Source organism: Pseudomonas sp. KBS0710, assembly GCF_005938045.2.
Classification (GTDB): Bacteria; Pseudomonadota; Gammaproteobacteria; order Pseudomonadales; family Pseudomonadaceae; genus Aquipseudomonas.
The window spans coordinates 5,989,805-6,016,464 of the sequence record NZ_VCCF02000001.1 but is presented as its reverse complement, the minus strand read 5'-3'; the positions used below and the strand labels follow the sequence as shown (position 1 = coordinate 6,016,464).

At 59.3% G+C, this 26,660-nt stretch carries 23 protein-coding genes and 1 pseudogene; 18 read left to right on the top strand and 6 right to left on the bottom strand.

Translation table 11 applies throughout. The features are described 5' to 3' along the window. Nucleotides 1-7: 7 nt before the first annotated feature. A complete protein-coding gene (tagH, locus tag FFI16_RS27360; RefSeq protein WP_138813285.1) occupies nucleotides 8-1,330 on the bottom strand; it encodes a type VI secretion system-associated FHA domain protein TagH in 1,323 nt (440 codons plus the stop codon). A 392-nt stretch (nucleotides 1,331-1,722) separates the two neighbouring features. On the opposite strand from tagH, the gene tssA reads away from it, so the two are divergent. The 15 genes and pseudogenes from tssA to FFI16_RS27290 all read left to right on the top strand — a co-directional run bounded on the left by tssA (nucleotide 1,723) and on the right by FFI16_RS27290 (nucleotide 20,417). Next, complete coding sequence (gene tssA / locus FFI16_RS27355; RefSeq protein WP_138813284.1) at nucleotides 1,723-2,742, top strand: type VI secretion system protein TssA; 1,020 nt, start codon at nucleotides 1,723-1,725, stop codon at nucleotides 2,740-2,742. 54 nt (nucleotides 2,743-2,796) lie between these two features. Continuing rightward, entirely contained in the window at nucleotides 2,797-3,303 is a 507-nt protein-coding gene (gene tssB, locus FFI16_RS27350) for a type VI secretion system contractile sheath small subunit (RefSeq protein WP_017135823.1), read from the top strand. Between the two features lie 2 nt (nucleotides 3,304-3,305). After that, complete coding sequence (gene tssC / locus FFI16_RS27345; RefSeq protein ID WP_017135822.1) at nucleotides 3,306-4,802, top strand: type VI secretion system contractile sheath large subunit; 1,497 nt, start codon at nucleotides 3,306-3,308, stop codon at nucleotides 4,800-4,802. Nucleotides 4,803-4,986: 184 nt separating this feature from the next. Beyond that, entirely contained in the window at nucleotides 4,987-5,475 is a 489-nt protein-coding gene (locus FFI16_RS27340) for a type VI secretion system tube protein Hcp (protein WP_005792512.1), read from the top strand. Nucleotides 5,476-5,566: 91 nt separating this feature from the next. After that, nucleotides 5,567-6,082 carry a type VI secretion system baseplate subunit TssE gene (gene tssE, locus FFI16_RS27335; protein ID WP_027608263.1) on the top strand — a complete coding sequence of 172 codons (516 nt, stop codon included), beginning with the start codon at nucleotides 5,567-5,569 and terminating at the stop codon, nucleotides 6,080-6,082. After that, nucleotides 6,079-7,938: a type VI secretion system baseplate subunit TssF gene (gene tssF / locus FFI16_RS27330; RefSeq protein WP_138813283.1), complete on the top strand. Its 1,860-nt coding sequence runs from the start codon at nucleotides 6,079-6,081 to the stop codon at nucleotides 7,936-7,938. Before tssE ends, tssF begins: the two co-directional genes overlap by 4 nt. Next, a complete protein-coding gene (gene tssG / locus FFI16_RS27325; protein ID WP_138813282.1) occupies nucleotides 7,902-8,945 on the top strand; it encodes a type VI secretion system baseplate subunit TssG in 1,044 nt (347 codons plus the stop codon). Before tssF ends, tssG begins: the two co-directional genes overlap by 37 nt. Next, nucleotides 8,938-11,595, top strand: coding sequence for a type VI secretion system ATPase TssH (gene tssH, locus FFI16_RS27320; protein ID WP_138813281.1), 2,658 nt, complete (start codon nucleotides 8,938-8,940; stop codon nucleotides 11,593-11,595). Before tssG ends, tssH begins: the two co-directional genes overlap by 8 nt. A 69-nt stretch (nucleotides 11,596-11,664) precedes the next feature. Further along, entirely contained in the window at nucleotides 11,665-13,605 is a 1,941-nt protein-coding gene (locus FFI16_RS27315; protein WP_138813280.1) for a type VI secretion system Vgr family protein, read from the top strand. Between the two features lie 15 nt (nucleotides 13,606-13,620). Beyond that, the gene (locus FFI16_RS27310; RefSeq protein ID WP_138813279.1) at nucleotides 13,621-14,055 is read left to right on the top strand and encodes a DcrB-related protein; all 435 of its coding nucleotides are present in this window, start codon (nucleotides 13,621-13,623) and stop codon (nucleotides 14,053-14,055) included. A 12-nt stretch (nucleotides 14,056-14,067) separates the two neighbouring features. Beyond that, entirely contained in the window at nucleotides 14,068-18,450 is a 4,383-nt protein-coding gene (locus FFI16_RS27305) for an RHS repeat-associated core domain-containing protein (RefSeq protein ID WP_138813278.1), read from the top strand. Between the two features lie 9 nt (nucleotides 18,451-18,459). Continuing rightward, nucleotides 18,460-19,083, top strand: a complete 624-nt coding sequence (locus tag FFI16_RS27300; RefSeq protein WP_138813277.1) for a hypothetical protein — start codon at nucleotides 18,460-18,462, stop codon at nucleotides 19,081-19,083. Between the two features lie 104 nt (nucleotides 19,084-19,187). Then, nucleotides 19,188-19,555 (top strand): annotated as a pseudogene (locus tag FFI16_RS27295) (RHS domain-containing protein); the annotation flags it as partial. A 6-nt stretch (nucleotides 19,556-19,561) separates the two neighbouring features. Continuing rightward, nucleotides 19,562-19,849 carry an SMI1/KNR4 family protein gene (locus FFI16_RS30575; protein WP_256666307.1) on the top strand — a complete coding sequence of 96 codons (288 nt, stop codon included), beginning with the start codon at nucleotides 19,562-19,564 and terminating at the stop codon, nucleotides 19,847-19,849. A gap of 244 nt (nucleotides 19,850-20,093) precedes the next feature. Further along, nucleotides 20,094-20,417 carry a 3-hydroxydecyl-ACP dehydratase gene (locus tag FFI16_RS27290; protein WP_256666291.1) on the top strand — a complete coding sequence of 108 codons (324 nt, stop codon included), beginning with the start codon at nucleotides 20,094-20,096 and terminating at the stop codon, nucleotides 20,415-20,417. A 93-nt stretch (nucleotides 20,418-20,510) separates the two neighbouring features. On the opposite strand, the gene FFI16_RS27285 is transcribed toward FFI16_RS27290, so the two are convergent. The 4 genes from FFI16_RS27285 to FFI16_RS27270 form a co-directional block, all read right to left on the bottom strand. Continuing rightward, entirely contained in the window at nucleotides 20,511-21,092 is a 582-nt protein-coding gene (locus FFI16_RS27285; protein ID WP_138813275.1) for a type III secretion effector protein, read from the bottom strand. 714 nt (nucleotides 21,093-21,806) lie between these two features. Further along, a complete protein-coding gene (locus FFI16_RS27280; RefSeq protein WP_003213368.1) occupies nucleotides 21,807-22,082 on the bottom strand; it encodes an HU family DNA-binding protein in 276 nt (91 codons plus the stop codon). 191 nt (nucleotides 22,083-22,273) lie between these two features. Further along, the gene (locus FFI16_RS27275; RefSeq protein ID WP_138813274.1) at nucleotides 22,274-23,422 is read right to left on the bottom strand and encodes an NAD(P)/FAD-dependent oxidoreductase; all 1,149 of its coding nucleotides are present in this window, start codon (nucleotides 23,420-23,422) and stop codon (nucleotides 22,274-22,276) included. 36 nt (nucleotides 23,423-23,458) lie between these two features. Further along, entirely contained in the window at nucleotides 23,459-23,626 is a 168-nt protein-coding gene (locus FFI16_RS27270) for a rubredoxin (RefSeq protein ID WP_003213373.1), read from the bottom strand. A 195-nt stretch (nucleotides 23,627-23,821) separates the two neighbouring features. Here FFI16_RS27270 and FFI16_RS27265 point away from each other — a divergent pair, with 195 nt between their 5' ends. After that, a complete protein-coding gene (locus FFI16_RS27265; RefSeq protein ID WP_138813273.1) occupies nucleotides 23,822-24,385 on the top strand; it encodes a chorismate lyase in 564 nt (187 codons plus the stop codon). Further along, nucleotides 24,385-25,275: a 4-hydroxybenzoate octaprenyltransferase gene (ubiA, locus tag FFI16_RS27260; protein ID WP_138813272.1), complete on the top strand. Its 891-nt coding sequence runs from the start codon at nucleotides 24,385-24,387 to the stop codon at nucleotides 25,273-25,275. Before FFI16_RS27265 ends, ubiA begins: the two co-directional genes overlap by 1 nt. A 120-nt stretch (nucleotides 25,276-25,395) precedes the next feature. On the opposite strand, the gene FFI16_RS27250 is transcribed toward ubiA, so the two are convergent. Beyond that, a complete protein-coding gene (locus FFI16_RS27250; RefSeq protein WP_138813270.1) occupies nucleotides 25,396-25,773 on the bottom strand; it encodes a hypothetical protein in 378 nt (125 codons plus the stop codon). A 154-nt stretch (nucleotides 25,774-25,927) separates the two neighbouring features. Between FFI16_RS27250 and phoB the strand changes: the two genes are divergently transcribed. Continuing rightward, nucleotides 25,928-26,617 carry a phosphate regulon transcriptional regulator PhoB gene (gene phoB, locus FFI16_RS27245; RefSeq protein WP_003195617.1) on the top strand — a complete coding sequence of 230 codons (690 nt, stop codon included), beginning with the start codon at nucleotides 25,928-25,930 and terminating at the stop codon, nucleotides 26,615-26,617. Nucleotides 26,618-26,660 lie beyond the last annotated feature (43 nt).

Sequence of the window (26,660 nt, the reverse complement as noted above, 5' to 3'; positions counted from 1 at the left end):
GCGCGTTTTAGCGTCGCTGTCGTGCGCTGTGTTCTTCGTAAGCCCGGCTGAATTCACGACCGAACAGGTCCTGGAAATCTTCCTGGGCCTCACGGGAAATATTGCTGTAGAGCTCGGTGAACTGCTGCCAGTACTGCGCCTGGCGCGAGCCGTTGAACAGGCTCGACAGCCCGGCGGGCTTGCCCATGCGCTCTTCCAGCTGTGCCGGTTCAAAACGCGTGAGCAGGTGCTTGATCGCCGCTTCCACACCGGCCATCACCGCCAGTTGGTGAGCGCGCAGGTCGTCGAAACTGTCGCGCACGGCAATGTCCGGCGCCATAAACGCTTGGTTTCCATGACGAAGCAGCAGCAGTAAGGCTTCGTCAGCATTCGGCGCAAATTTCAACGGGTTGTTTTCAGCCGGCTGGATCATGGTCTGCTGCATGCGGAACTCGCCTTTGAGGCTGGCGCGGGCACGCAACACATCGATCAACCCTTCGACCATTAGGCGGTAGCTGCGGCCGATGCTTTCCATCTGTGCTTCGGCTTGAGCCTTGTCGAGGCGCAACTGGTCCAGCCCGGCGCCGCGCAGGAAGGCTTGCAGCAAGTCGGGCTGTTGGGTGATGGCCGGGGCGGTTGGCTGGACGACCGGCGCTGCCGGCGGTTCAGGTGGCGCAACCGGCGGTGGCGTTGCAACAACGGGCGCGGGCGTGTCGCCGAACAAATCCCAGTCTTCGGGAATCACCGAGCCCGATATCACGGGCTTTTCGACCACGGGCACCGCGACCGGCGTTGGCGGACGAAAATCGTGCTGCTCGCTGGGTACGTGGTCCGCCACGGTAGGCGGCGGTACGGTGGTCGGAGTGAGGAAGTCGAACAGGTCGGGCAACGTGTCCATCGACGACGCGCCTTGAAACTGCGGCGCGATCACCGGCACGGGTGCGGGTTTGTTCGCCACCGCGCCCATCAGCGCTTCAAAACTGTTCGGCGAATCGCCAGTGAACGGTTGGCTATCAAGCGCTTGCACGTTGAAATCAATACGCGCCTGGATCTCGTAATCGCCGATGCGGATCAACTCGCCATCTTGCAACGGCTCGCTGTTCCCTCTACGCATTCGGATACCGGCGTTAACCAACTCCACTCCGTTTGTACTGTTATCGGTTAGATAGTAACGGCCATCTTTGTATTGGATAACGCAATGCTGCGAGGAGACTAACCGCTCTGGATCAGGCAATACCCAGTCATTGTCGGAGCTGCGGCCAATAGCCATCACGCCCTGATTCATGGACTTTTCAGGGCATTGACCAGGGGTGATCTTGTGATAACTAGTGATAGTCAAACACAGCGACATCTTGCCTCCTTGCTGATACATCACGCGCGGTCTATTCCAAGGGAGAGCGCTTCCCGCAAGCACCCTGCCAAGTCGTGCAAACGACCGTAAATCTGCTTTTGTCAGCATGATTGCTGATCTTAACCGGCTTCTGTGACAAAAATCCTGTCTGCGGGCGCCGTCAGACCCGTCAGTCGCGCAGTGTGTTAAACACCGCACATCTGTCACAGAGGGCGAATAGCTTACCTTGACAACGCGTAACTACTACACCAAAAATGCACAACTTCTTGAACATAAGTGATGGCGCCGTAGTGGCACGCTGAGTATATGACCAAGAAAACATGCAAAGTTCATTGCGCAACTAATGCATGCATTGCCCGCCATCTAACGGGCTGATAAGGAGATCGAATCAAGTGGATGTGCCGTTGCTGCTCGCCGCCGTTTCCGCGACTTCGCCCTGTGGCGAAGACCTGGAATATGACGCGCAATTCCTTCAACTGGAACGTGATGCCAAGGGCCAACCCGAGCGCAGCATGGGCGACTCGATCTTGCCCGCCGAACCACCACAATGGCGCAGCATCCAGCAGCAAAGCCTCGATTTGTTGCAGCGCAGCAAAGACCTGCGTATCACCCATTTCCTGTTGCAAAGCTCCCTCGCCCTCCAGGGTGTGGCCGGGCTTGCCGAAGTCCTTACGCTGATCAACGCACTGCTGCGCGAATACTGGGCCGAGCTGTACCCGCGCCTGGATGCCGACGACGATAACGACCCCACGGTGCGCATCAACGCCCTGTCTGGCTTGACCAGCGACGCGACCATCCGCCTGCTGCGCGAAAGCATCCTCACGCGCTCACGCACGTTCGGGCCGGTGAGCCTGCGTGCGGCGCTCAACGCCAGCGGCCTGTCGAACTTCCCGGATGAACAACTCGGCGCCCAGCAACTCAATGCCGCGTTCCTCGACAGCGACTCCGAACAACTGCAAGCCACGCGCGACGCCTTGAGTGCCGCGCGTGCCGCCTGCGAGGCCATCGAACAACAGGTCAGCGATCAGGTCGGCTCGGCCCAGGGCGTGGACCTGAGCCTGCTGAAGCAACCGCTCAAGCAGGCGCTGCAGATCCTCAATCAAGCCGTACCCGACCCTGCAGGCAGCAGCGAACCCGAGGCCGTCAGTGAAGACGATGCCCCCTCGGTTGATTTCGCCGCCGCCCCCGCCGCACCGCGCCCCACGGGCGACATCGCCACCCGCGATGACGTGCTGCGCAGCCTCGACAAGATCCTTGCGTACTACACGCGGCACGAGCCTTCGAGCCCGTTGCCGGTGCTGTTGAACCGGGCGAAACATCTGGTGCACGCCGACTTTGCGGCCATCGTGCGCAATCTGATTCCCGACGGCATGTCCCAATTTGAAAACCTGCGCGGCCCGGAAGGCGAGTAAGCCGCCGGACTGTGCAGTAACAACACCGTCGCTCAAGCGACCAGGAGCAGCAACGTGGCGAAGCAAAGTTCTCAGAAATTCATCGCGCGCAACCGTGCGCCTCGAGTGCAGATCGAGTACGACGTCGAGCTTTACGGCGCCGAGAAAAAGGTCCAGCTGCCCTTCGTAATGGGCGTGATGGCCGACCTCGCCGGCAAGCCTGCCGAGCCGCTGGCGCCTGTGGCTGATCGCAAGTTCCTTGAGGTAGACGTCGACAACTTCGACTCGCGCCTCAAGGCCATGCAGCCACGCGTAGCCTTCCACGTACCGAATGAGCTGACCGGCGAAGGCAACCTGAGCCTGGACATCACCTTCGAAAGCATGGACGACTTCAGCCCCGCCGCCGTGGCCCGCAAAGTCGATTCGCTCAAGCAACTGCTCGAAGCCCGCACCCAATTGGCCAACCTGCTGACCTACATGGACGGCAAGACTGGCGCAGAAGAAATCATCATGAAGGCGATCAAGGACCCGGCACTGCTTCAGGCACTTGCCAGCGCGCCTAAGCCAGCAGGGGATCAGTAATCATGACCGACAATACCGCCCGCGAAGGCTCCCAGATTCTGGGGGCTACCGAAGAAGCCAGCGAGTTTGCCAACCTGCTGCTGCAAGAATTCAAACCCAAGACCGAGCGTGCCCGCGAAGCCGTGGAAACCGCTGTGCGCACCCTGGCCGAACAGGCTCTGGCGCAGACGGACCTGGTGTCCAATGACGCGATCAAGTCGATCGAATCGATCATCGCCGCCATCGACGCCAAGCTCACCGCCCAGGTCAACCAGATCATCCACCATCCGGATTTCCAGCAGCTGGAAAGTGCCTGGCGTGGCCTGCACTACCTGGTCAACAACACCGAGAGCGATGAGCAGCTGAAGATTCGCGTGCTCAATATCGCCAAACCTGAACTGCACAAGACCCTGAAGAAATTCAAGGGTACAGCGTGGGACCAGAGCCCGATCTTCAAGAAGATGTACGAAGAAGAATACGGCCAGTTCGGCGGCGAACCCTACGGCTGCCTGGTGGGCGACTACTACTTCGATCAGTCGCCGCCAGACGTAGAGCTGCTGGGCGAGTTGTCGAAAGTCTGCGCCGCCATGCACGCTCCGTTCATCGCTGCGGCCTCGCCTACCGTGATGGGCATGGGCTCGTGGCAGGAACTGTCGAACCCGCGCGACCTGACCAAGATCTTCACCACCCCGGAATACGCCGGCTGGCGTTCGTTGCGTGAATCGGAAGACTCGCGCTACATCGGCCTGACCATGCCGCGCTTCCTGGCGCGCCTGCCGTATGGCGCCAAGACCGACCCGGTGGAAGCCTTCGCGTTCGAAGAAAACACCGACGGCGCCGACAGCTCCAAGTACACCTGGGCAAACGCTGCCTACGCGATGGCGGTGAACATCAACCGTTCGTTCAAACACTACGGCTGGTGCTCACGCATCCGTGGCGTGGAGTCTGGCGGTGAAGTGGAAAACCTGCCGGCCCACACGTTCCCTACCGATGACGGTGGCGTGGACATGAAGTGCCCGACCGAAATCGCCATCAGCGACCGCCGTGAAGCGGAGCTGGCCAAAAACGGTTTCATGCCGCTGCTGCACAAGAAAAACACCGACTTCGCCGCGTTCATCGGCGCCCAGTCGTTGCAGAAACCGGCCGAATACGACGACCCGGACGCCACCGCCAACGCCAACCTGGCCGCGCGCCTGCCGTACCTGTTCGCCACCTGCCGTTTCGCGCACTACTTGAAGTGCATCGTGCGCGACAAGATCGGTTCCTTCAAAGAGAAGGACGAGATGCAGCGCTGGTTGCAGGACTGGATCCTCAACTACGTCGACGGCGACCCTGCGCACTCCACCGAAACCACCAAGGCCCAGCACCCGTTGGCCGCCGCCGAGGTGATCGTGGAAGACGTCGAAGGCAACCCGGGTTACTACAACTCCAAGTTCTACCTGCGCCCGCACTACCAGCTCGAAGGGCTGACGGTGTCGTTGCGCCTGGTATCGAAGCTGCCTTCGGCAAAAAGCGCATAACTAACGGTTGAACCGGCTCTTCTGTGGGAGCCGGGCTTGTGTGGGAGCGGGCTTGCTCGCGAATACGGTGGGTCAGTCGAAACATCTTAGGCTGATACACCGCTTTCGCGAGCAAGCCCGCTCCCACACAAGCGGGTTCCCACACAAACCAAATTCAGTGGCCCGTGCCACACAGGGAGAAAACATGGCTGTTGATATTTTCATCAAGATCGGCGACATCAAGGGCGAGTCCATGGACAAGGCCCACAAGGACGAAATCGACGTGCTGAACTGGAGCTGGGGCATGGCCCAGTCCGGCAACATGCATGTGGGCGGCGGCGGCGGCGCGGGCAAGGTGAATATCCAGGACCTGTCGCTGACCAAGTACGTCGACAAGGCGTCGCCTAACCTGATGATGCACTGCGCCAGCGGCAAGCACATCGACAAGGTCAAGCTGACCGTGCGCAAGGCCGGCGGCGAAAGCCAGGTCGAGTACATGGTGATCAACCTGGAAGAAGTGCTGGTCACGTCCCTGAGCACCGGCGGCTCGGGCACCGATGATCGCCTGACCGAAAACGTCACCCTGAACTTCGCCCAGGTGATGGTCGACTACCAGCCGCAGAAAGCCGACGGCACCAAAGACGGCGGCGCGATCAAGTTTGGCTGGAACATCCGTTCCAACACCAAGCGCTGATAGCCCTGGCGGCCGCAGCCCATGGCTGCGGCCCCTGGCTGCGACCCCTGGCACCTTGTCCCTCTCTTAGCCCGTCCGTGGAGCTGCTTTGGTGGTAACTGAAATCGCTTCCCGCGACCGTCTGCAACCGTCCCTGCTGGACCGGCTGACCGACGACGACCCGACCAATCCCAAGGAAAGCGCCGATAAACGCGTGCTGTCCCTGACCCAATTAAAAGCCTCGGTGCTGCGTGACCTGGCGTGGTTGCTTAACACCACGTCGCTACTCGACGCCGATGCGACGTTGCACACCCAAGCCGGTACTTCGGTGGTCAATTACGGCCTGCCGGCGCTGGCGGGCAACAGCGTTTCCAGTGTGGATATCAAAGCGCTGGAAGCCTTGATCTATCAAGCCATCGCCACCTTTGAGCCGCGTATTTTGCGCCACACGCTGCGCGTCAAAGCCCGTGTGGGCCATGGCGAGATGAACCATAACGCGCTGAGTTTCGAGATCGAAGGCGACCTGTGGGCGCAGCCGGTGCCGTTGCGCCTGCTGCTGCAAACCGACCTCGACCTGGAATCCGGGCACGTGCGTGTCGTCAACGCCGACCAGCGGAGGCGCCCATGAACCCGCGCCTGCTGGAGCTGTACAACCAGGAACTGCACCATGTGCGCGAAAGCGCCGCCGAGTTCGCCAAGGAATACCCGAAGATCGCCAGTCGGCTGACGTTGTCCGGCATGGACTGCGCCGACCCGTATGTCGAACGCTTGCTCGAGGGCTTTGCCTACCTCACGGCCCGCGTGCAGCTCAAGCTCGACGCCGAGTACCCGACCTTCACCCATAACCTGCTGGAAATCGCCTACCCGCACTACCTGGCACCCACGCCGTCGATGACCGTGGTGCAATTGCAGACCGACCCCGACGAAGGCTCGCTGGCCAGCGGTTTCCCGTTGCCGCGCGACACCGTGCTGCGTGCCGCACTGGGCCGCGAAACCCAGACCTGCTGCGAGTACCGCACCGCGCACCCGGTGACGCTGTGGCCGTTGCAGGTCAGTAATGCTGAGTACTTCGGCAACCCCGGCGCCGTGCTGGGACGCCTGGCCGCCAGCGAACCCAAAGCCAAGGCGGGTTTGCGCCTGACCCTGCGCACCGGCGCCGATTTGCAGTTCAACAGCCTCGACCTCGACAGCCTGCCGCTGTACCTCAGCGGTGCCGATGAGCAGCCGTTTCGGCTCTACGAACAATTACTCGGCAATGCCTGCGCGGTGTTTGCCCGCAAACCCGGCGGTGATTGGGTCGAGCGCCTGCCGCAAGACGCGTTGCGCTCCCGTGGTTTTGACGACGCCGATGCGGCCATGCCGGTGGTGGCCCGCGCGTTTCAGGGTTATCGGCTACTGCAGGAATACTTCGCCCTGCCCCACCGTTTCCTGTTCGTCGAATTCGCGCAGCTGAGCCGTGCGGTCAAACGCTGCGACGGCCAGGAGCTGGAGTTGATCGTGCTGTTCGACCGTCACGAACCGAGCCTGGAAGGCAGCGTCGGCGCGGCGCAGTTCATGCCGTTCTGCACGCCGGCGATCAACTTGTTTCCCAAACGCGTCGACCGTATTCACCTGTCGGACCGCGTTAACGAACACCATGTCATCGCTGACCGCACACGGCCGATGGATTTTGAGATTCACTCGTTGAGCGGCATCACCGGCCATGGCACTGGGCCGGAGCAGCCGTTCCTGCCGTTCTATGCGGTGCGCGATCCGTCCCGCTACGGCCGCGATCAGGCTTACTACACGCTGCGCCGGGAGCCTCGGGTGTTGTCCAGCGACCAACGCCGTAATGGCCCGCGCTCTACCTATGTGGGCAGCGAAACCTTCGTCAGCCTGGTCGACAGCCAGCAAGCGCCGTACCGCCATGACCTGCGCCAGCTCGGCGTGACCGCCCTGTGTACCAATCGCGATCTGCCGCTGTTCATGAGCGTGGGCAATGGCAAGACCGACTTCACCCTGGCCGACAGCGCGCCGGTGTTGTCTGTGCGCTGCGTCGCCGGGCCGAGTCGTCCGCGTGCCAGCCATGCCCATGACGCTAAAGCGTGGCGCCTGATCAGCCAGCTGTCGCTCAACTACCTGTCGCTGAGCGAACAAGGCCAGGGCGCTGGCGCCTTGCGTGAACTGCTGCGCCTGTACGGCGATAGCAATGACGCGGCGCTGCAATTGCAGATCGAAGGCCTGCGCGAAGTCAGCAGCAAAGCCGTGACCCGGCGCCTGCCGATGTCCGGCCCCATCGTGTTTGGCCGTGGCCTGGAAATCACCCTGGAATTTGATGAAAACGCGTTTCGCGGCACCGGCGTGTTCCTGCTCGGTGCGGTGCTGGAACGCTTCCTGGCACGTTACGTGTCGATCAACAGCTTTACCGAGACGGTGATCCGTACCACCGAACGCGGCGAGATCATGCGATGGAAAGCCAAGCCCGGGCGACGTCCGACCCTGTGAACACACTGGATGCGATGCATCAGGAGCCCTGGGAATACGATTTCTTCCAGGCGCTGCGGCGTATCGAGTGCGAATCGCCCGAGCTGCCGCGCCTGGGCCATTCCCTGCGTCTGGCGGATGACCCGCTGCGCCTCGGGCAACAGGCTGATTGCACCTTCGCCCCAGCCACCCTGGCCTCGGTCGACCCCGGCGGTGATGGCAAACCGGCGCGGCTGGAGCAGTTCTTTTTCGGCCTCGGCGGCCCCAATGGCCCGCTGCCGCTGCATATCACCGAGTACGTGCGTGAACGCCAGCGCAACAACGCCGACAGCACCAGCAAACAGTTTTTGGATGTGTTCCACCATCGCCTGCTCAGCCTGTTTTACCGAGCCTGGGCCGAGGCGCGGCCGACGGTCAGCCACGACCGCCCGGATGATGATTACTGGTCCGCACGCCTCGCAGCACTGAGTGGTAGAGGCATGCCGAGCCTGTTGAATCAGGGGCTGATTCCCGACACCGCGAAGCTGCATTACAGCGGCCACCTGTCGGCGCAAACCCGCTACCCGGACGGCTTGAAGGCCATTCTCAGCGAATACTTCGGCCTGCCGGTAGCCATCGAAGAATACGTCGGCCAATGGCTGGAACTGCCCGAGCGCAGCCGCGTAAGCGTCAGCGCCAACCAGCTGGGCGTGGACTTTTGCCTGGGCCGCCATGTGTGGGATCGCCAGCATAAATTCCGCATCCGTTTAGGCCCGCTCAAGCTGGACGATTACATGGGCATGCTGCCCGGCAGCCAGCCGTTCAACGAACTGGTGGCGTGGGTGGCCGAGTACCTGGGCCATGAACTGGACTGGGACTTGAACCTGGTTTTGCAACAACCCGAAGTCCCAAAGCTGCAACTCAATGGCCAGTTCCGCCTGGGCTTCAACACCTGGCTTGGCCAACCCAAGCATGACGCCAACGACCTAATCCTGGCCCGGCACTACGCCGACCACGCCACCACCTCAAGGAATCCAGAGCATGGGTGAAATCAGTCGCGCCGCACTGTTCGGCAAACTCAACAGCGTGGCCTACAAGGCCATCGAAGCCGCCACCGTGTTCTGCAAACTGCGGGGCAACCCGTATGTGGAACTGGCCCACTGGTTTCACCAATTGCTGCAACTACAGGACTCGGACCTGCACCGCATCATCCGTCAGTTCAACGTGGAGCCGGCGCGCCTGGCCCGTGACCTGACCGAAGCGCTGGACCGCCTGCCGCGTGGTTCGACGTCGATCACCGATTTGTCCTCCCACGTGGAGGAAGCCGTAGAGCGCGGCTGGGTCTACGGCAGCCTGATGTTTGGCGAAAGCCAGGTGCGTACCGGCTACCTGGTGCTGGGCATTCTGAAGACGCCAAGCCTGCGCCATGCGCTGCTGGGCTTGTCCGCCGAGTTCGACAAGATCAAACCCGAAGCCCTGAGCGAGCGTTTTGACGAATATGTCGGCGACTCGCCGGAGAATGCGCTGAGTGCCAGCGATGGCTTCAATGCCGGTGCCGTGCCGGGCGAAGCCAGCGGCGCCATGGCCCCCAGTGCGATGGGCAAGCAGGAGGCGCTCAAGCGCTTTACCGTCGACCTGACCGAACAGGCGCGCAGCGGCAAACTCGACCCGATCGTGGGGCGTGATGAAGAGATCCGCCAACTGGTGGACATCCTGATGCGCCGCCGCCAGAACAACCCGATCCTCACCGGTGAGGCCGGTGTGGGCAAAACCGCCGTGGTCGAAGGGTTCGCCCTGCGCATCGTCGCCGGTGACGTGCCGCCTGCGCTCAAGGATGTGGAGCTGCGCAGCCTCGACGTGGGCCTGCTGCAAGCCGGCGCCAGCATGAAAGGCGAGTTCGAACAGCGCCTGCGCCAGGTCATCGAAGACGTGCAGGCCTCGCCCAAGCCGATCATTCTGTTTATCGACGAAGCCCACACCCTGGTAGGTGCCGGTGGTGCCGCCGGGACCGGTGATGCCGCCAACCTGCTCAAGCCTGCGCTGGCCCGTGGCACCTTGCGTACCGTAGCCGCCACGACCTGGGCCGAGTACAAAAAACACATCGAGAAAGACCCGGCCCTGACCCGCCGCTTCCAGGTGGTGCAGGTGGCCGAGCCGTCGGAAGACAAAGCGCTGCTGATGATGCGCGGCGTGGCCTCGACCATGGAAAAACACCACCAGGTGCAGATCCTTGATGAAGCCTTGGAAGCCTCGGTGAAACTGTCGCACCGCTACATCCCTGCGCGCCAGTTGCCGGATAAATCCGTGAGCTTGCTGGACACCGCCTGTGCCCGCGTCGCCATCAGCCTGCATGCTGTGCCGGCCGAAGTGGACGACAGCCGCCGCCGCATCGAAGCGCTGGAAACCGAGCTGCAAATCATCGCCCGTGAGCATGCCATCGGCATTGCCATTGGTGCGCGTCAAACCAACAGCGAAACGTTGCTGAGCGCCGAACGCGAACGCCTGGCGACGCTGGAAAGCCGCTGGGCCGAAGAAAAAACCCTGGTTGATGAGCTATTGGCCACTCGCGCGACCTTGCGTGAAAAGGCTGGCGTGGTAGACAGCGGCAACGATGAACTGCGTGCGCAATTGGTCGACCTGCAACAACGCCTCACCGCCCTGCAAGGCGAAACTCCGTTGATCCTGCCAACCGTGGACTACCAGGCCGTGGCCTCGGTGGTCGCCGACTGGACCGGCATCCCGGTGGGCCGCATGGCGCGCAACGAGCTGGATACAGTGCTCAACCTCGACCAGCACCTGAAAAAACGCATCATCGGCCAGGACCACGCCTTGCAGATGATCGCCAAGCGTATCCAGACCTCCCGCGCCGGGCTCGATAACCCGAGCAAACCTATTGGCGTGTTCATGCTCGCCGGCACCTCGGGTGTGGGCAAGACCGAAACCGCCCTGGCCCTGGCCGAAGCCATGTACGGCGGTGAGCAGAACGTCATCACCATCAACATGAGCGAGTTCCAGGAAGCCCATACGGTGTCGACCCTCAAGGGCGCGCCACCGGGTTATATCGGCTACGGCGAAGGCGGCGTGCTGACCGAAGCGGTGCGGCGCAAACCCTACAGCGTGGTGCTGCTGGATGAGGTGGAAAAAGCCCACCCGGATGTGCACGAGATCTTCTTCCAGGTGTTCGACAAGGGCGTGATGGAGGACGGCGAAGGCCGGGTGATCGACTTCAAGAACACCCTGATCCTGCTGACCACCAACGCCGGTACCGAGCTGATTTCCCACGTGTGCAAAGACCCGGCGAACATCCCCGAGCCGGAAGAAATCGCCAAGGCTTTGCGCCAACCGCTGCTGGAGATTTTCCCGCCGGCACTGCTCGGCCGCCTGGTGACGATTCCGTACTACCCGCTGAGCGACGAGATGCTCAAGGCGATCACCCGCCTGCAACTGGGCCGCATCAAAAAGCGCGTGGAGAATACCCATAAAGTTGCTTTCGATTACGACGACGCGGTGGTCGATTTGATCGTCTCGCGCTGCACCGAAACCGAAAGTGGCGGGCGCATGATCGACACCATCCTCACCAACAGCCTGCTGCCGGACATGAGCCGTGAATTCCTCACGCGCATGCTCGAAGGCAAGGCACTGGCGGGTGTGCGTATCAGCAGCCGGGATAATGAATTGCACTACCAGTTCAACGATTAACCTGACGGAATACGATCAAAACTGTGGGAGCCGGTTCCTACAGTTATTACGCAATTTACGGGTCAACCGATGCTATTCAACCAAGCCTCACGCCTGGCCAAGATCACCAGCCCGCTCGGGCCGGATGTGCTGTTGCTCAATGAAATGGGCGGCGGCGAGGAGCTGGGCAGGTTGTTCAACTATGAGCTGCGACTGACCTCACTGGACGCCAACATCGACCTTAACCAGTTGCTCGGCAAGCCAATGAGCGTCGGCGTGCAGTTGGCGGACGGTGGCGAGCGGCATTTCCACGGCATCGTCGCGCGCTGCAGCCAGAATATCGACCAGGGCCAGTTCGCCAGTTATCAGGTGACCCTGCGCCCGTGGTTCTGGCTGCTCAGCCGCACCTCGGACTGCCGGATTTTCCAGAACCTGAGCATCCCGCAGATCATCAAGCAGGTGTTCCGTGACCTGGGCTTTTCCGACTTCGAAGACGCGCTGAGCCGCCCGTATCGCGAGTGGGAGTACTGCGTACAGTACCGCGAGACCAGTTTCGATTTCGTCAGCCGCTTGATGGAGCAGGAAGGTATCTACTACTTCTTCCGCCATGAACAGGACCGTCATGTGCTGGTGCTGGCCGATGCTTATGGTGCCCACACCACGGTGCCGGGCTACGCATCGATCCCGTACTACCCCAAGGACGAACAGCAGCGCGAACGCGACCATATGCACAACTGGCACCTGGCGCAGGAAGTGCAGCCGGGGTCGCTGGAGCTTAACGACTACGACTTCCAGCGCCCCAGCGCCAGCATCGACGTGCGCTCGGCCATGCCGCGCCCACACACCGCCGGCGACTACCCGCTGTACGATTACCCCGGCACCTACGTGCAAAGCGCCGACGGCGAACACTATGCGCGCACCCGCATCGAAGCCCTGCAAACCCTGCATGAACAGGTCGAGTTCAGCGGTAATGCGCGGGGCTTGGGCTCGGGCCATTTGTTCAGCCTCACCGGTTTCAGCCGCCAGGACCAGAACCGCGAATACCTGATCGTCGGCTGCCGCTATGTCATCGTCCAGGAAAGCCTGGAAAGCGGCGGTGGCTCGGGAGCGGCGCAGTTCGAAAGCAGCCTCACCTGTATTGACGCCCAGCAAAGCTTCCGCCCGCTGGCCAGCACCTATCGGCCCATCGTCAAAGGCCCGCAGACTGCGCTGGTGGTCGGCCCCAAGGGCGAGGAAATCTGGACCGACCAGTACGGCCGCGTGAAGGTGCATTTCTACTGGGACCGTCACGATCAATCCAACGAAAACAGCTCGTGCTGGATTCGTGTGTCGCAGTCCTGGGCCGGTAAAAACTGGGGCTCGATGCAGATCCCACGGATCGGCCAGGAAGTGATCGTGAGCTTTCTGGAAGGCGACCCGGACCGTCCGATCATCACCGGGCGCGTCTACAACGCCGAGCAGACCGTGCCTTACGACCTGCCGGAAAACGCCACCCAGAGCGGCATGAAAAGCCGCTCCAGCAAAGGCGGCACGCCGGCCAACTTCAATGAAATCCGCATGGAGGACAAGAAGGGCCTGGAGCAGCTGTATATCCACGCCGAGCGCAATCAGGACATCGTGGTGGAAGTGGATGAAAGCCACGCGGTGGGCCATGACCGCAACAAGAGCATTGGGCATAACGAGACGGTGACCATTGGTAATAACCGCCTGCGCATCGTCAAGCAGGAGGACATTCTCTCGGTGGGCCAGCGCAAGACCGACAGCATCAGCCAGAGCTACGTGATTGAAGTGGGCGAGAACCTGCGGCTGGTCTGCGGCGAAAGCATTCTGGAGTTGAATGCCAGCGGGCAGATCAACCTTACGGGTGTGAACATCAGTTTCTATGCCAGCGGCGATGCCGAGTTTAATACCGGCGGCCTCCTGCACCTGAACAACGGCGGCGGCCCGGGCGCCACACCCGATGGTCAAGGCCAGAAAGCCAGCATCGATGCCAACATCAAAGCCGCGTTCCCCACGCCTAAAAGCTCCTGACGAGACCTGTTTGCCATGACGTACCGAATCAACGAATTTCAGTTCCAACTGCCGGCCGCAGAGTTGCAGGACGCGACGATCAATATCCTCAAGTTCCCTGAGCTGGGCACGTCCCTGATCATCAGCCGCAGCCTGCTCAACGAAGGCGAAACCCTGCACAGCAACTTCGACGACCAACTCAAGCGCCTGGAAAAACAGGTGCAGGAGTTGCGCTGCCAACCGAGCGTTACCGTGCGCCTGGGCGCCGCTCAAGAGGTGGAAGGTATCGAGTTGCGCAGCCAGTTCAACAAGGGCAATGACAAGGTGTTCCAGTATCAGTTGGCGCTGGTGTTGCCGGGTACGCGCAAGATGCTTGCCTTGAGTTATGTGAAGGCCGAAAAGCTAGGCGATGCCGAGGCTGCGCACTGGGCATTGATCAAAAATTCACTGTCGTTTGACGCTATTTCCTGATGAGCTGCCTGCATGTCTGACGCGTTATGGGCAGCCCGGATGGGCGATGCGCTCTCCCACACTTCGATGATGGCGGACATCCTCGGCGGTGTGCTGGAGGTGGCGGCCAATATCGCGATCACGGCGGTGGCGACGGCTGCCGTGGTTGCTGCCACTGGCATTACCGTGGTCACCGGTGGCCTCGGCTGCTTCCTGCTGGGTGCGGTGGTGGGCACGATTGTTGGCCTGGCCATGAGCAAAAGTGGCGCGGACAAAGGGCTGACCAAGATATGCGATGCCTTCAGTAACGCCCTGTTTCCGCCCACGGTGCAGGCGAACATTCTCACCGGTTCCACCAATACCCTGACCAACAACATACCTGCCGCCCGTGCCGCCGGGGCGATCAGCTCCCATGTCACACCGGCCGGTACCGAGCTGGAAGCGCCTGAACCGGAACCCGAAGCGAGTTATCTGGACATGGCCGCAGGTTTCTTTTCGCAGATGTGGCGCCCAACCGTCGCCACACCTGCACCGGGTGCTGTGCCCAAGCCGCTGGACCTGGTGGTGTGTATGAAGCACCCGCCAATGCCGCCGCAGTTTCTGGCCGAAGGCTCGGATAAGGTCACCATCAACGGCCAACCCGCCGTGCGCAGTGGTGATCGCAGTACCTGCGATGCGACAGTGGTGTCGTCCGGGCTGATCTCATCCAACGTGACCATTGGCGGCGGTTCGGTGGTGGTGCGTGAGATTCGCAGCGGCAAGACGCCTGGCGTCGGGCTGGCGGTTACAGCGCTGTTGATGCTCAAAGGGGGCAAGGGCAAGTTCTTCAGCAAGTTGCCGTGCATGTTGGTCAGCGGGGCCACTTCGATGGCCATCAGCAGCGCGATGGGCGCTGCGGCTAACGCTGCGATGGGCTCGTCGAACCCGGTGCATGCCGCGACGGGCGCGAAGGTACTGGGTGATGTCGACGACCTGGATTTTGTGCTGCCAGGTATCCTGCCGATTGACTGGCAGCGCTTTTATAACAGCCGCGATGAACGCCCGGACAGCCTGTTTGGCATCGGCTGGAGCGTGCCCTACGAGGTGTACGTCGACATTCAGCCGCACCCCGAGGGCGGCGAAACGCTGGTGTATACCGATGAGCAGGGTCGGCCCATCGACATGGGCGCCATTCCCTTGGGCGGCGCAGTGTTCAGCGCCGGTGAAGGGCTTGCGGTGCGGCGACACCTCAATGGGCAGTTGCTGATCGAAAGCGACGACGGCGTGTACCGCCTGTTTGAACCTGTGCCAGCAAACCCGTCGCAACTGCGTCTGACCCAGCTGGGTGATCGTAACGACAACCGTATCTATATCGACTATGACGAAGCCGGGCAGCTGGTGCGCCTGCGCGATACATTCGATCTGGTTCAGGTTGAGCTGATCCGCGATCAGGGTCATGTGACTCATATTGAGCGCCTCTACCCGGATCAACGTCGCGAAGTGCTCGTGAGCTACGGCTACGACGCAGCGGGCAATCTCGCGCAAGTGCGTGATGCAACCGGCCAGGTACAGCGGCGCTTTGCCTACGATGCCGGGCGCCGGATGGTGGAGCATCAATTACCCACCGGATTGCGCTGTTTCTATGAGTGGGCACTGGTCGAAGGCCTGGAATGGCGCGTGGTTAAGCACTGGACCGATGAGGGCGACGCTTACCAGTTCGACTATGACCTGCAGGCGGGTATTACGCGCATCACCGATGGTTTGCAGCGCGTGAGTACGCGGCACTGGAACACTCAGCACCAGATCATTCAATACAGCGACAACCTCGGCCAGACTTGGCTGTTTGAGTGGAATGACGAACGTCAGTTGCTCAGCGCGACTGATCCGCTGGGTGGGCGCTATGAGTACAGCTACGACGAGAGCGGCAACGTAATTGGCGAAACCGACCCGCTGGGCCGCAGTGATTCGACCTTGTGGCTGGAGCATTGGGCATTGCCGCTGGTGGAAACCGACGCCGCCGACAACAGCTGGCAGTATCGCTACGACCCTCGCGGTAACTGCATCGCCGAGACTGATCCGCTGGGTTATATCACCCGCTATCGCTATGACGCCCACGGCCAGGTCGTGGAGATTGTCGACGCCACCGGCAAAAGCAAAAAGCTGCGCTGGAATGCATTCGGGCAGTTGGTCGAGCATATCGATTGTTCGGGTTACCCGACGCGTTTCAGCTACGACGAACGCGGTTATTTGCAGGTCATCACCGATGCGCTCGGTGAACGCACTCAGTTCAGCTACGACGCCCAAGGGCGTTTGCTCAGCAGCCAGCTACCAGACGGTCGCACTGAACAATATCAGCGCGATACCAGTGGCCAGTTGGTGGGCTATACCGATCCCGCCGGGCACACTACGCTCTACCAACACAACCGGCGTGGCCAGGTACGCCAGCGCACCGACGCCCATGGGCGGCAGGTACAGTTTGGGTATGACAGCTATGGGCGGTTGCAAGCGCTGGTCAATGAGAACGGTGAAAGCTATCGGTTTGCGTGGGACGCCGGGGATCGGCTGACCGAGCAACAAGACCTCGACGGCAGCGCCAAGCGCTACGACTACGACTTGCTCGACAACATCACGGCGGTGACTGCACTTCCTGCGCCTTATGGCAATGGTTTGGCGGTGGTGCCCGAGACGCCACCCGCGCCCATCGTTCATCGGCTGGAGCGTGATGCGGTCGGGCGACTGGTGGCCAAAACCACCGACGATGGCCGCACCGACTACCGCTACGATGCAGTGGATCAGCTCACGGCTGTGACCTTCACTGATCTGCAAGGCAATTCCCAAGCCTTGGGTTTCGCCTACGACGCTATCGGCCAGTTGCTTGCCGAACAGAGTGCTGCCGGCAACCTGCAACATCACTACGACGAACTCGGCAACCTGATCCAGACCCAACTGCCGGACGGCCGCTGGCTCAACCGCCTGTACTACGGCAGCGGCCATCTGCACCAGATCAACCTGGACGGCCAGGTGATCAGCGATTTCGAGCGCGACCGCCTGCACCGCGAAGTGCTGCGCACCCAGGGCCAACTCAGTACGCGCAGCGAATACGACCGCAGCGGCCGCCTGCGCTCACGCCAGCGCCGCCTGAACAGCCAGCCAACGCTGATGCCCGCAGCGGCACAAAAGCAATTCGAATACGACCCCGCCGACAACCTGATCGGCAAACTCGACCAGCAACCCACCGCGCAACATCGCCAACTGCTGCACTACGACGCCACCGGCCGCATCATCGCCAGCCAGGACAGCCTGCACGGGCAGCGCGAAACCTTTGCCTACGACGCCGCCGCCAACCTGCTGGATGGCCCGCAAGCGGGTGCTGGGTTGGTGGTGCATAACAAGCTGCTGACGTATCAGGACAAGCGTTATCGCTACGATGCGTTTGGGCGGATGATCGAAAAGCGCAGCGCTAAACGCGGAGTGCAGCGGTTTGCGTATGACGCTGAGAGCCGGTTGATGGAGGTGCGTAATGACGATGGTAGCGTGGTCAGGATGGTGTATGACCCGCTGGGCCGTCGGATAGAAAAAACCGAGCATGGCAGCGATGGGTATCCGCTGGGGGAAACGCGGTTTACCTGGGACGGTCTGCGGTTATTGCAGGAGCATAAACACAGTCAGACAAGCCTGTACGTTTATGAGGATGAAGGCTATCAGCCACTGGCTCGCGTGGACGGTGCCGGGCCGCTGCAAAAAATTCGTTACTACCATAACGACCTGAACGGGTTGCCGGAGCAGTTGACCGAGGCTGATGGGCACATGCTCTGGCAAGCGACTTATCGGGTGTGGGGCAACACGCTGGAAGAGGTGCGCGAGCCTTATTACATTGAGGAGCAGAACCTCAGGTTTCAGGGGCAGTACCTGGACCGGGAGACGGGGCTGCATTTCAATACATTCAGGTTTTATGATCCGGATGTGGGACGGTTTACGACGCCGGATCCGATTGGGTTACTCGGTGGTTTTAACCTCTACCAGTACACTCCTAACCCATTAACATGGATGGACCCGCTTGGATTAAGTTGCTCGAGCGATGCGAAAAAACTGGGAGGCCGCCTAGGTAAGGCTCCGAGCAAAGACTACCGAGCACACCACATTGTGATGTCCAACTCGAAAGACGTACGTATGCGCTGGTTGAGAAGACGGATGGACAGACTTGGTATAGACATAAACCAAAAAGAAAATGGAATATGGCTGCCTGCGAATTCAAAATCTCGCCTTCCAAATACAAAAGCAACCGCTCATGCTGGAGAGGGCGTCCATGGCAACGCGTACAAAAAGCACGTATGGGAGACTCTAAAAGGTGCAAAAACAAAATCCGAATTCGAGCAAGGTCTAAAGACACTCAACCTCGAACTTAGCGGCGGCAAAACTTTTCCGCTGGCCAAATAGGACTCTCTCATGAAAGATTTTTTGCACTCACTACTGAGTGAATATAAAGATAAATACTCTGAGCTCATATCTACAGTAGAGCATGCCCACAAAACAAAACAGTGGGGCATGGGAATCATGCCCTCATACAATCCCGCTCCTTATACTTGCGAACTGCAGGGGTGCAAGCCTGGCCGTCTGCTTAAAAAGGACTGCGAACCGGCTAAAGACAGACAATGCTATTTTTTTGATGAACATAAAAAAATAATAGGTGAAGTTCAATACGTAAAACATGTAAAAATTAAAAACCAGTGGATTGTTTATAGAAGATTTTTTCTGAACAAGCCAAACAGCATCATAACGTTAACCTTCGGCAGTGACTTTGAAGACGGCATGGAGGCTAATCTTGACTCGGCGGCCATCACTATGTTCGAACTTGACCGTGCGACAGCCCACTTCAGCTTGCACAATACCGGTGAATTCCTCGAAACGTTGTATGAGTACAAAGACGAAAAAATCGCGTCAGTCATTGAAAATATATGGCGAGAAACCCTCACCGTAAGAGTTTACGAAATACTGCATACGATAACTGACCTAACTATACTTGAGGTGCTTACGGACAATAACAAAATAGTCATTTATCCCGAAAATTGACTGAGCACCCAAAAAGCGCGGGATGGTGTGGCACACGAAGTACTGATTTGTGCAATCAGTCATTGCCGGAAATATAACGGTTTCATGTAAATCTGAATCCTGCCGGTTATCCGTTGGTCGAGACTCGGTTCATATGGGATGGCCTGCGTTTGTTGCATGAGCATAAACACAGTCAGACAAGCCTGTACGTTTATGAGGATGAAGGCTATCAGCCTCTGGCTCGCATGGACGGTGCCGGGCCGTTGCAGAAGATTCGTTACTACCACAACGACCTGAATGGGTTGCCGGAGCAGTTGACCGAGGCTGATGGCCATATGCTCTGGCAGGCGACTTATCGGGTGTGGGGCAACACGCTGGAAGAGGTGCGCGAGCCTTATTAGATTGAGGAGCAGAACCTCAGGTTTCAGGGGCAGTACCTGGACCGGGAGAGGGGCTGCATTTCAATACGTTCAGGTTTTATGATCCGGATGTGGAGTTCATCAAGCTTTTTGGTGGAGCATTCGGTGGCATCGACATTCATGCATTCCAAAACGGGGCATCGATCGGTAAAGCTACCGTTACCGAGATGACGGAGAAATTCTGGTGTGTCTACGCTGACAAAATTCCAGAAGAGTTAGTAGGTGCGGTGGTGATTGCAGACGATGGATCTGGAAACCCCATCCTGATCAACACAACGGGCGAAATTTATATCTACTTACACGAAGAGGGTGAAACCGAACTGTTGTATGACTCGCTAGAAGCACTGCTGACAAAATCTTGCCCGTAAAAAACCAGAAAATATCAAGCCGACAACCTGATCGGCAAACTCGACCAGCAACCCGCCGCGCAACATCGCCAACTACAGCCACAAATCGGTAGGAAGACAAGGAAACTCCAACACCACGGAATTAGCTAACGACGGAAAAACAGCCGTCAGTACCCACTCTGCGCAAGCGCACATCGGAATGTAAAATCCGCCAGACTACTCTACGGTATCGGGCCGACCTCACGGCAGTTAGAAGGTAATGATGATGTCAGCAGAATTCATTCTGTCCTTTGAGGACAACAATTGGTACGCGGCTCATTTCGACGAGATAACGCAGAACATCACCCGCCTTGAGACTTTTTCCGAGCTTTTTGAAGGCCGAGAGTTTCGGTTGGCAGGCATTGAGCCCAGAAGCGCAAGTGATTGGAGCTACGACGTGCGTATTTTTTTAGAACAAAAGCGTATTTTCCTGGAAATCAGCGCATATCCGAAAAGCATCGAACATGAGATGTCTGTACTTTTTGAATGGATCAGTTCCTGTATTCGTATTTCTATAAATGATGAAGATGGCGAGCCATTAAACTGGTAGACCCGTTCATGTCGAGAACAAATGGAGAAAACACGGGAACAGATTTATTAGTATTCGCACACTAAGCAAATCCGCCCCCTCTTAAATCACACCTTAATCTTCTAAATCTATCTGGTTCTGCTTAGCGGATATCAAATTCTTAGTCATCAAATTCATATGCTTGTAGCGTTGTTCAATAGACGTTATACGAGATTTATCTGTAGCGCCTTCCAAAGACTCAGGCTTTTGATAGGGAGAGTAGATAAGTCCATAACGTTTACCGATGTCTTCCATTTGAGCCTCTACTGCATCCATCCTCTTCTCGAGGGCGGTCAATCGCTTATTGATGTCGGTTGACGCCGCGGGGTCTTTACCTACTGCGTTAGCGTCTCCCCCTTCGTTGATGGACAGAATAATGTTGACCAATAGCTCTGTTTTTATTTCAGCGCCTTCCAGGCGTGCCGCTATTTTTTGCTGGTCTGTCGCGGACGGATCTACAGTACTTTTTGTTCCGTCTACGTTCCTTTTCTCTGCGCCGGGCATTTTAGATTGCGCGTAAATTCCATCCGCAATGGCTTTCGACGCTACATGCTCGGCCACGCTGAATGGAAGGTTGATCAGCGTACTTATACCCGCCTCAACGAATGAGTCTCGCGCACGAGAGGCCAGTGTGGACGCGATGGGAGGGAATCGCAAAGCGCTGGCAGTCCTGGCGTCAGTGCCAGCATTTGCGACACTGCTTGGCCGACTCGCCGACGATGCGGTGCGGGATTGGCCAGGCGGCGCTCCAGACTTGGATGGCGATCTCGATCCCGATGGCGATGGCGATGGCGATGGCGATGATGGCCTTACCGTACTTGGCTGTCTGGGTGGCTTGGTTCGAAACCTGATACGTCGGATCGTTCTATTACTATGCTCCTCAGCGGTACCCTCAGGGTAAGCATTTGGATCTAATATTTGCGCGTTCGGTTTAGTGTGCTGAGTGGATTGATCGAGTAGTCCAGGAGGTACCGGAAGTTTGGGGTTTTCCACACCGACGTTAGTCTGGGGCGAAAGGAGGGGAACATAGGGCTGATTCAATAGTTTCATTTTCGTGTCTCTAGTTAAGTTATCAACTCATAGAGGGCTCCCTGCAACCCCGGCCTATACGTGGTTGCATAAAGCAAAACCGTTCCAATTCAAATAGCTGCCTACCTCCGCACGCGTCACTATTGCGCTTAATCTGAATATATGGAAAGTTACAAAAACACAAAGCAACGAGACGGCCCGTCGCTTTCCACCCCCGTCTTTACAGCCATTGAAGTGCATGTGCCATCACCCGCTTTAACGAGGCCCAATAAAAATGGGCACCCAACCCAGTCGGCGTGCCCATTTTCTTACCCACCCGCCTCCCTTCAGACGGTCCTGCTCTTACGGGTTGACGCTGTCTTTGAGCGACTTGCCCGGCTTGAATGCAACGGTGTTGCTCGCCTTGATTTTCACTGGCTCGCCGGTTTGCGGGTTTTTGCCGGTGCGGGCGCCGCGGTGGCGTTGCAGGAAGGTGCCGAAGCCCACCAGGGTGACGCTGTCTTTGCGGTGCAGGGCGCCGGTGATTTCTTCGAGAACGGCGTTGAGAACGCGGTTGGCCTGTTCTTTGGTCAGGTCTGCTTTTTCTGCAATAGCGGCTGCGAGTTCTGGTTTACGCATAAGTGAAGCCTCTTTGACGGTTTTTTGTTGTTATGTCCGTGCTGCTCTCTGGTGGAGCAGCGCCCAAGGCGCCGCAGGCTCTACTCTGCGGCAGACGGGAGTGAGGATGGCATGCCCTCGCACGCTCCGCCAGTCTCGCGGCGACCTTTCTGGGGGTAAGAAGGTGCTGATTCCGACAGAACGACCGGTATTTACGCCAGCAATGGCGGAAGTTCTTTGTTAAGGGCGAGTTTTTCCATGACGGCGCTGCCGGTCAGCGCGTAACCCAGCAGGCGGCCGCTGGCGTCGCGGCACAAGGCCTTGATGTCGGCGCCCTGCCCTTCGACGCTCCACACGCCTTCGGCGCCGCGTGGCGGCGGCGATACCACCAGCGGGCAGATCGGGGTTTTCACGGTGATCGGCATCGGCCCATAGCTGACGGCCGTGGCGTTACCGGCCAAGGTTTGGGCCAGGGCGCGGGCGCAGCTCATCAATGGCATCACGTAGAGCAGGTTGAGGCCATCGACCTCGGCGCAGTCGCCCAGGGCGTAGATGTTGGCGTGGGAGGTCTTGAGGTGGCGGTCCACCATGATTCCACGGTTTATCTGCAGGCCGGCAGCGGCGGCGAGGTCTACGCGCGGGCGCAGGCCGATGGCCGAGACCACCAGGTCGCAGTGGATCACTTCACCATCGGACAGGTGCGCTTCCAGGCCATCCGCCGTGCGCTGCAGGCGGTTGAGCACCGGGCCCAGGTGGAAACGCGCGCCGAGGCCTTCCAGGCCGGCCTTAACCGCTGCGGCCGCCGCCGGGTGCAGCAGGGTCGGCATGACTTGCTCGCAGGGTGCGACCAGATCAATTTCGTAGCCGCCAAGAATCAGGTCGTTGGCAAACTCGCAGCCAATCAGGCCGGCGCCCAGCAGCAGCACACGGCGTTTGCCGGCAGCCGCTGCACGAAAGCGTGCGTAATCTTCAAGATCGTTGATGGGGAAAATAAGTTCCGCCGCATCGCCTTCTACCGGCACACGCACGGTTTCTGCGCCCCAGGCCAGGATCAGGTCGCGGTAGGCCACCGCTTCCTCGCCGATCCACAGGCGTTTGTGGCCCGGGTCGATGCCGCTGATGCGCGTGTGGGTGCGCACTTCGGCCTTGAGCTGCTCGGCCATGGCGCCCGGTTCAGCCATGCTCAGGCCATCAGCTTCCTTGTTCTTGCCAAAGCCGGTGGAGAGCATGGGCTTGGAGTAGGAGCGCCCGTCATCCGCGGTGATCAGCAGCAACGGGGTCTCGCTGTCGAGCTTGCGAAACTCCCGAGCCACGTTGTAACCGGCCAATCCTGTGCCGATGATCACGACAGGTGCGTTCATTCCTTTCTCCTCGTAGTACGTTTCTTAAACCGATGATTAGCCGATTTCGATCATTTCGAAATCCATTTTGCCCACGCCGCAGTCCGGGCACAGCCAGTCTTCCGGGACGTCCTGCCACAGGGTGCCCGGTGCGATACCGTCATCCGGCCAGCCGTCTTTTTCGTCATAGATCAGGCCGCAGACTACACATTGCCACTTCTTCATTACTTGCTTCCTCAGGGTCCAGGCGTCTTGGCCGACGGTCGATAGACCAACGTTGCCGTGCGGCTCAGGGCGTTTTGTACTGATCGGGGCCGACAGATGCAAGCATGTTCGGCGCAAACGGCCGGTTCAGCCCGGCAAAAGCTCAGGACGCCATGGTAAGCTCGCCGCCTCTTTTGCTGCCAATATTGACTCACCGTGCCGCACTCAATCGCCCATCCCGATGCTTGCCAATGGCTGACCCAGAGCCTTCTGAGCCCAATGCCCGGGCCTTTGACCCTCAACTGGCTGTTCGACGAAGGCTCGCTGACGCGCCGGCTTACGTGGCTGTCCAACGACGGCTTCAGCGTGACGCCGCTGTTCGAAGGCTGGCAGCCACTGCGCGAGGATGAATGTGCGGCGCTGGGCATGGCCCCGGCCACTGTCGGCTGGGTGCGCGAGGTGTATTTGCGTGGACATGGCCTGCCGTGGGTGTTCGCCCGCAGCGTGGCGGCGCGCAGTGCCCTGCAAGGCGACGGCTTGCACATGGATGAGCTGGGCAGCCGTTCGCTGGGCGAATTGCTGTTCTGCGACCGAGCCTTCGCCCGCCAGGCGATCGAGGTGTGCCATTACCCACGGCAATGGCTGCCGAGCGCCGACCAGGCCGATGGCCTGTGGGCGCGCCGCTCGCGCTTTGATCGCGGGCCGTTGAGCGTGCTGGTCGCGGAAATTTTCCTGCCCAGCTTCTGGCATGCGCTGCATGACCATCCGGAGAACTGCTGATGTATCAACGTCTGCTCAAGTCCTTGAACCGCCTGAACCCCAGGGCGTGGGATTTCATTCAGTTGACTCGCATGGACAAACCCATCGGCATTTACCTGCTGTTGTGGCCGACGCTGTGGGCGCTGTGGATTGCGGGCAAAGGCTCGCCGTCGTTGCTCAATATCGTGATTTTCGTGCTCGGTGTGGTGCTGACTCGCGCTGGCGGTTGCGTGATCAATGACTGGGCTGACCGCAAGGTCGACGGCCATGTGAAACGCACCGAACAACGACCGCTGGTAAGCGGCAAGATCAGCTCCAAAGAGGCACTGGTATTTTTTGCGGTGCTGATGGGCATCAGTTTTCTGCTGGTGCTGCTGACCAACGCGACCACTATCCTGCTGTCCCTGGGCGGACTGGCACTGGCGGCGAGCTATCCGTTCATGAAGCGCTACACCTATTACCCGCAGGTGGTGCTGGGCGCGGCGTTTTCATGGGGGATGCCGATGGCGTTCACTGCCGAGACCGGGCATTTGCCGGCCACGGCGTGGCTGCTGTACATCGCCAACCTGCTGTGGACAGTGGGCTATGACACCTATTACGCGATGACCGACCGCGATGACGACTTGAAAATCGGGGTGAAATCCACCGCCATTCTGTTTGGCGATGCGGACCGCGTGATCATTCTGACCCTGCAAGGTTTATCGCTGGTGTGCCTGCTATTGGCGGGGCAACGGTTTGAGCTGGGTGGCTGGTTCCACCTGGGGTTGCTGGCGGCGGCGGGCTGTTTTGCCTGGGAGTTCTGGTACACCCGCGACAAGGACCGGATGAAATGCTTCAAGGCGTTTTTGCACAACCACTGGGCGGGGTTGGCGATTTTTGTGGGGATTGTGGCGGATTACGCTTTTCGCTGAGATTTTGCGGTGGCTGTTCGGACGATTTCGCGAGCAAGCCCGCTCCCACATTTGAACTGTATTCACAAATCAAAATGTGGGAGCGGGCTTGCTCGCGAAGGTCTCAGTGGCGCCGAGTAGTCAAGGTTTGATGACGTGCCATGCCCCACCCTTACCATCACCGGTTTTGTCACCAGCCTTGTGGTCATCCTTGTAGGTATAGACCGGCTTGCCGTTATAGGCCCACTGGCTGGTCTGATCGTCGCGGGTGATCACCGTCCATTTGCCCATCGACTTGTCAGTAGACTCAGCCTTCAGCGGCGGCCAGTTGGTGGCGCACTGGTCTTTGCACACTGACTTGCCGTCGGCGTCCTTGTCGAAGGTGTAAAGGGTCAGCCCTTTGTGATCCACCAACACGCCGTCCTTGGTCATCGCCGGCTCCGCCGCAAACGCCAGTGTCGGCAGGGTCAACGCCGCCGTTACCAACAGGGCTTTCCAGGAAAAAGTACTTTGAGTCATCGGAACCTTCCTTTTGTGGTTGTCAGGATTCGGACCCAAAGGGTAGTCCAGAGTGCCGCGAATTGCCCGATCGACTAAATTACTGTCACACGACTGCAATAATTCCGTTATCTAATGCGGCGCAAGACAGTTAAATGACAAGAGGATTTTGAGCATGGTTGGCAGGAGCATTCTGATCGTTGACGACGAAGCGCCCATTCGCGAGATGATCGCCGTTGCGTTGGAAATGGCCGGCTATGACTGCCTGGAGGCGGAGAACTCCCAGCAGGCCCATGCCATTATCGTCGACCGTAAGCCGGACCTGATCCTGCTGGACTGGATGTTGCCCGGCACCTCCGGCATCGAACTGGCCCGCCGCCTCAAGCGTGACGAATTGACCGGGGATATCCCGATCATCATGCTCACCGCCAAGGGTGAAGAGGACAACAAGATCCAGGGCCTGGAAGTCGGCGCTGATGACTACATCACCAAGCCGTTTTCCCCACGTGAGCTGGTCGCGCGCCTGAAGGCCGTACTGCGCCGTGCCGGCCCGACTGATGGCGAAGCGCCGATCGAAGTCGACGGGCTTATCCTGGATCCGATCAGCCACCGCGTGACTATCGACGGCAAGCCGGCCGAGATGGGACCGACCGAATACCGCCTGCTGCAATTTTTCATGACCCACCAGGAGCGCGCCTACACCCGTGGCCAATTGCTCGACCAGGTGTGGGGTGGCAACGTGTATGTGGAAGAGCGCACGGTTGACGTGCATATCCGCCGCCTGCGCAAAGCCTTGGGCGATGCCTACGAGAATCTGGTACAAACCGTGCGCGGCACCGGCTATCGCTTTTCCACCAAAGGCTGAGCCGGCCCTTCCTTTCCTTAACAGCTGACAAGGACGCATGTTT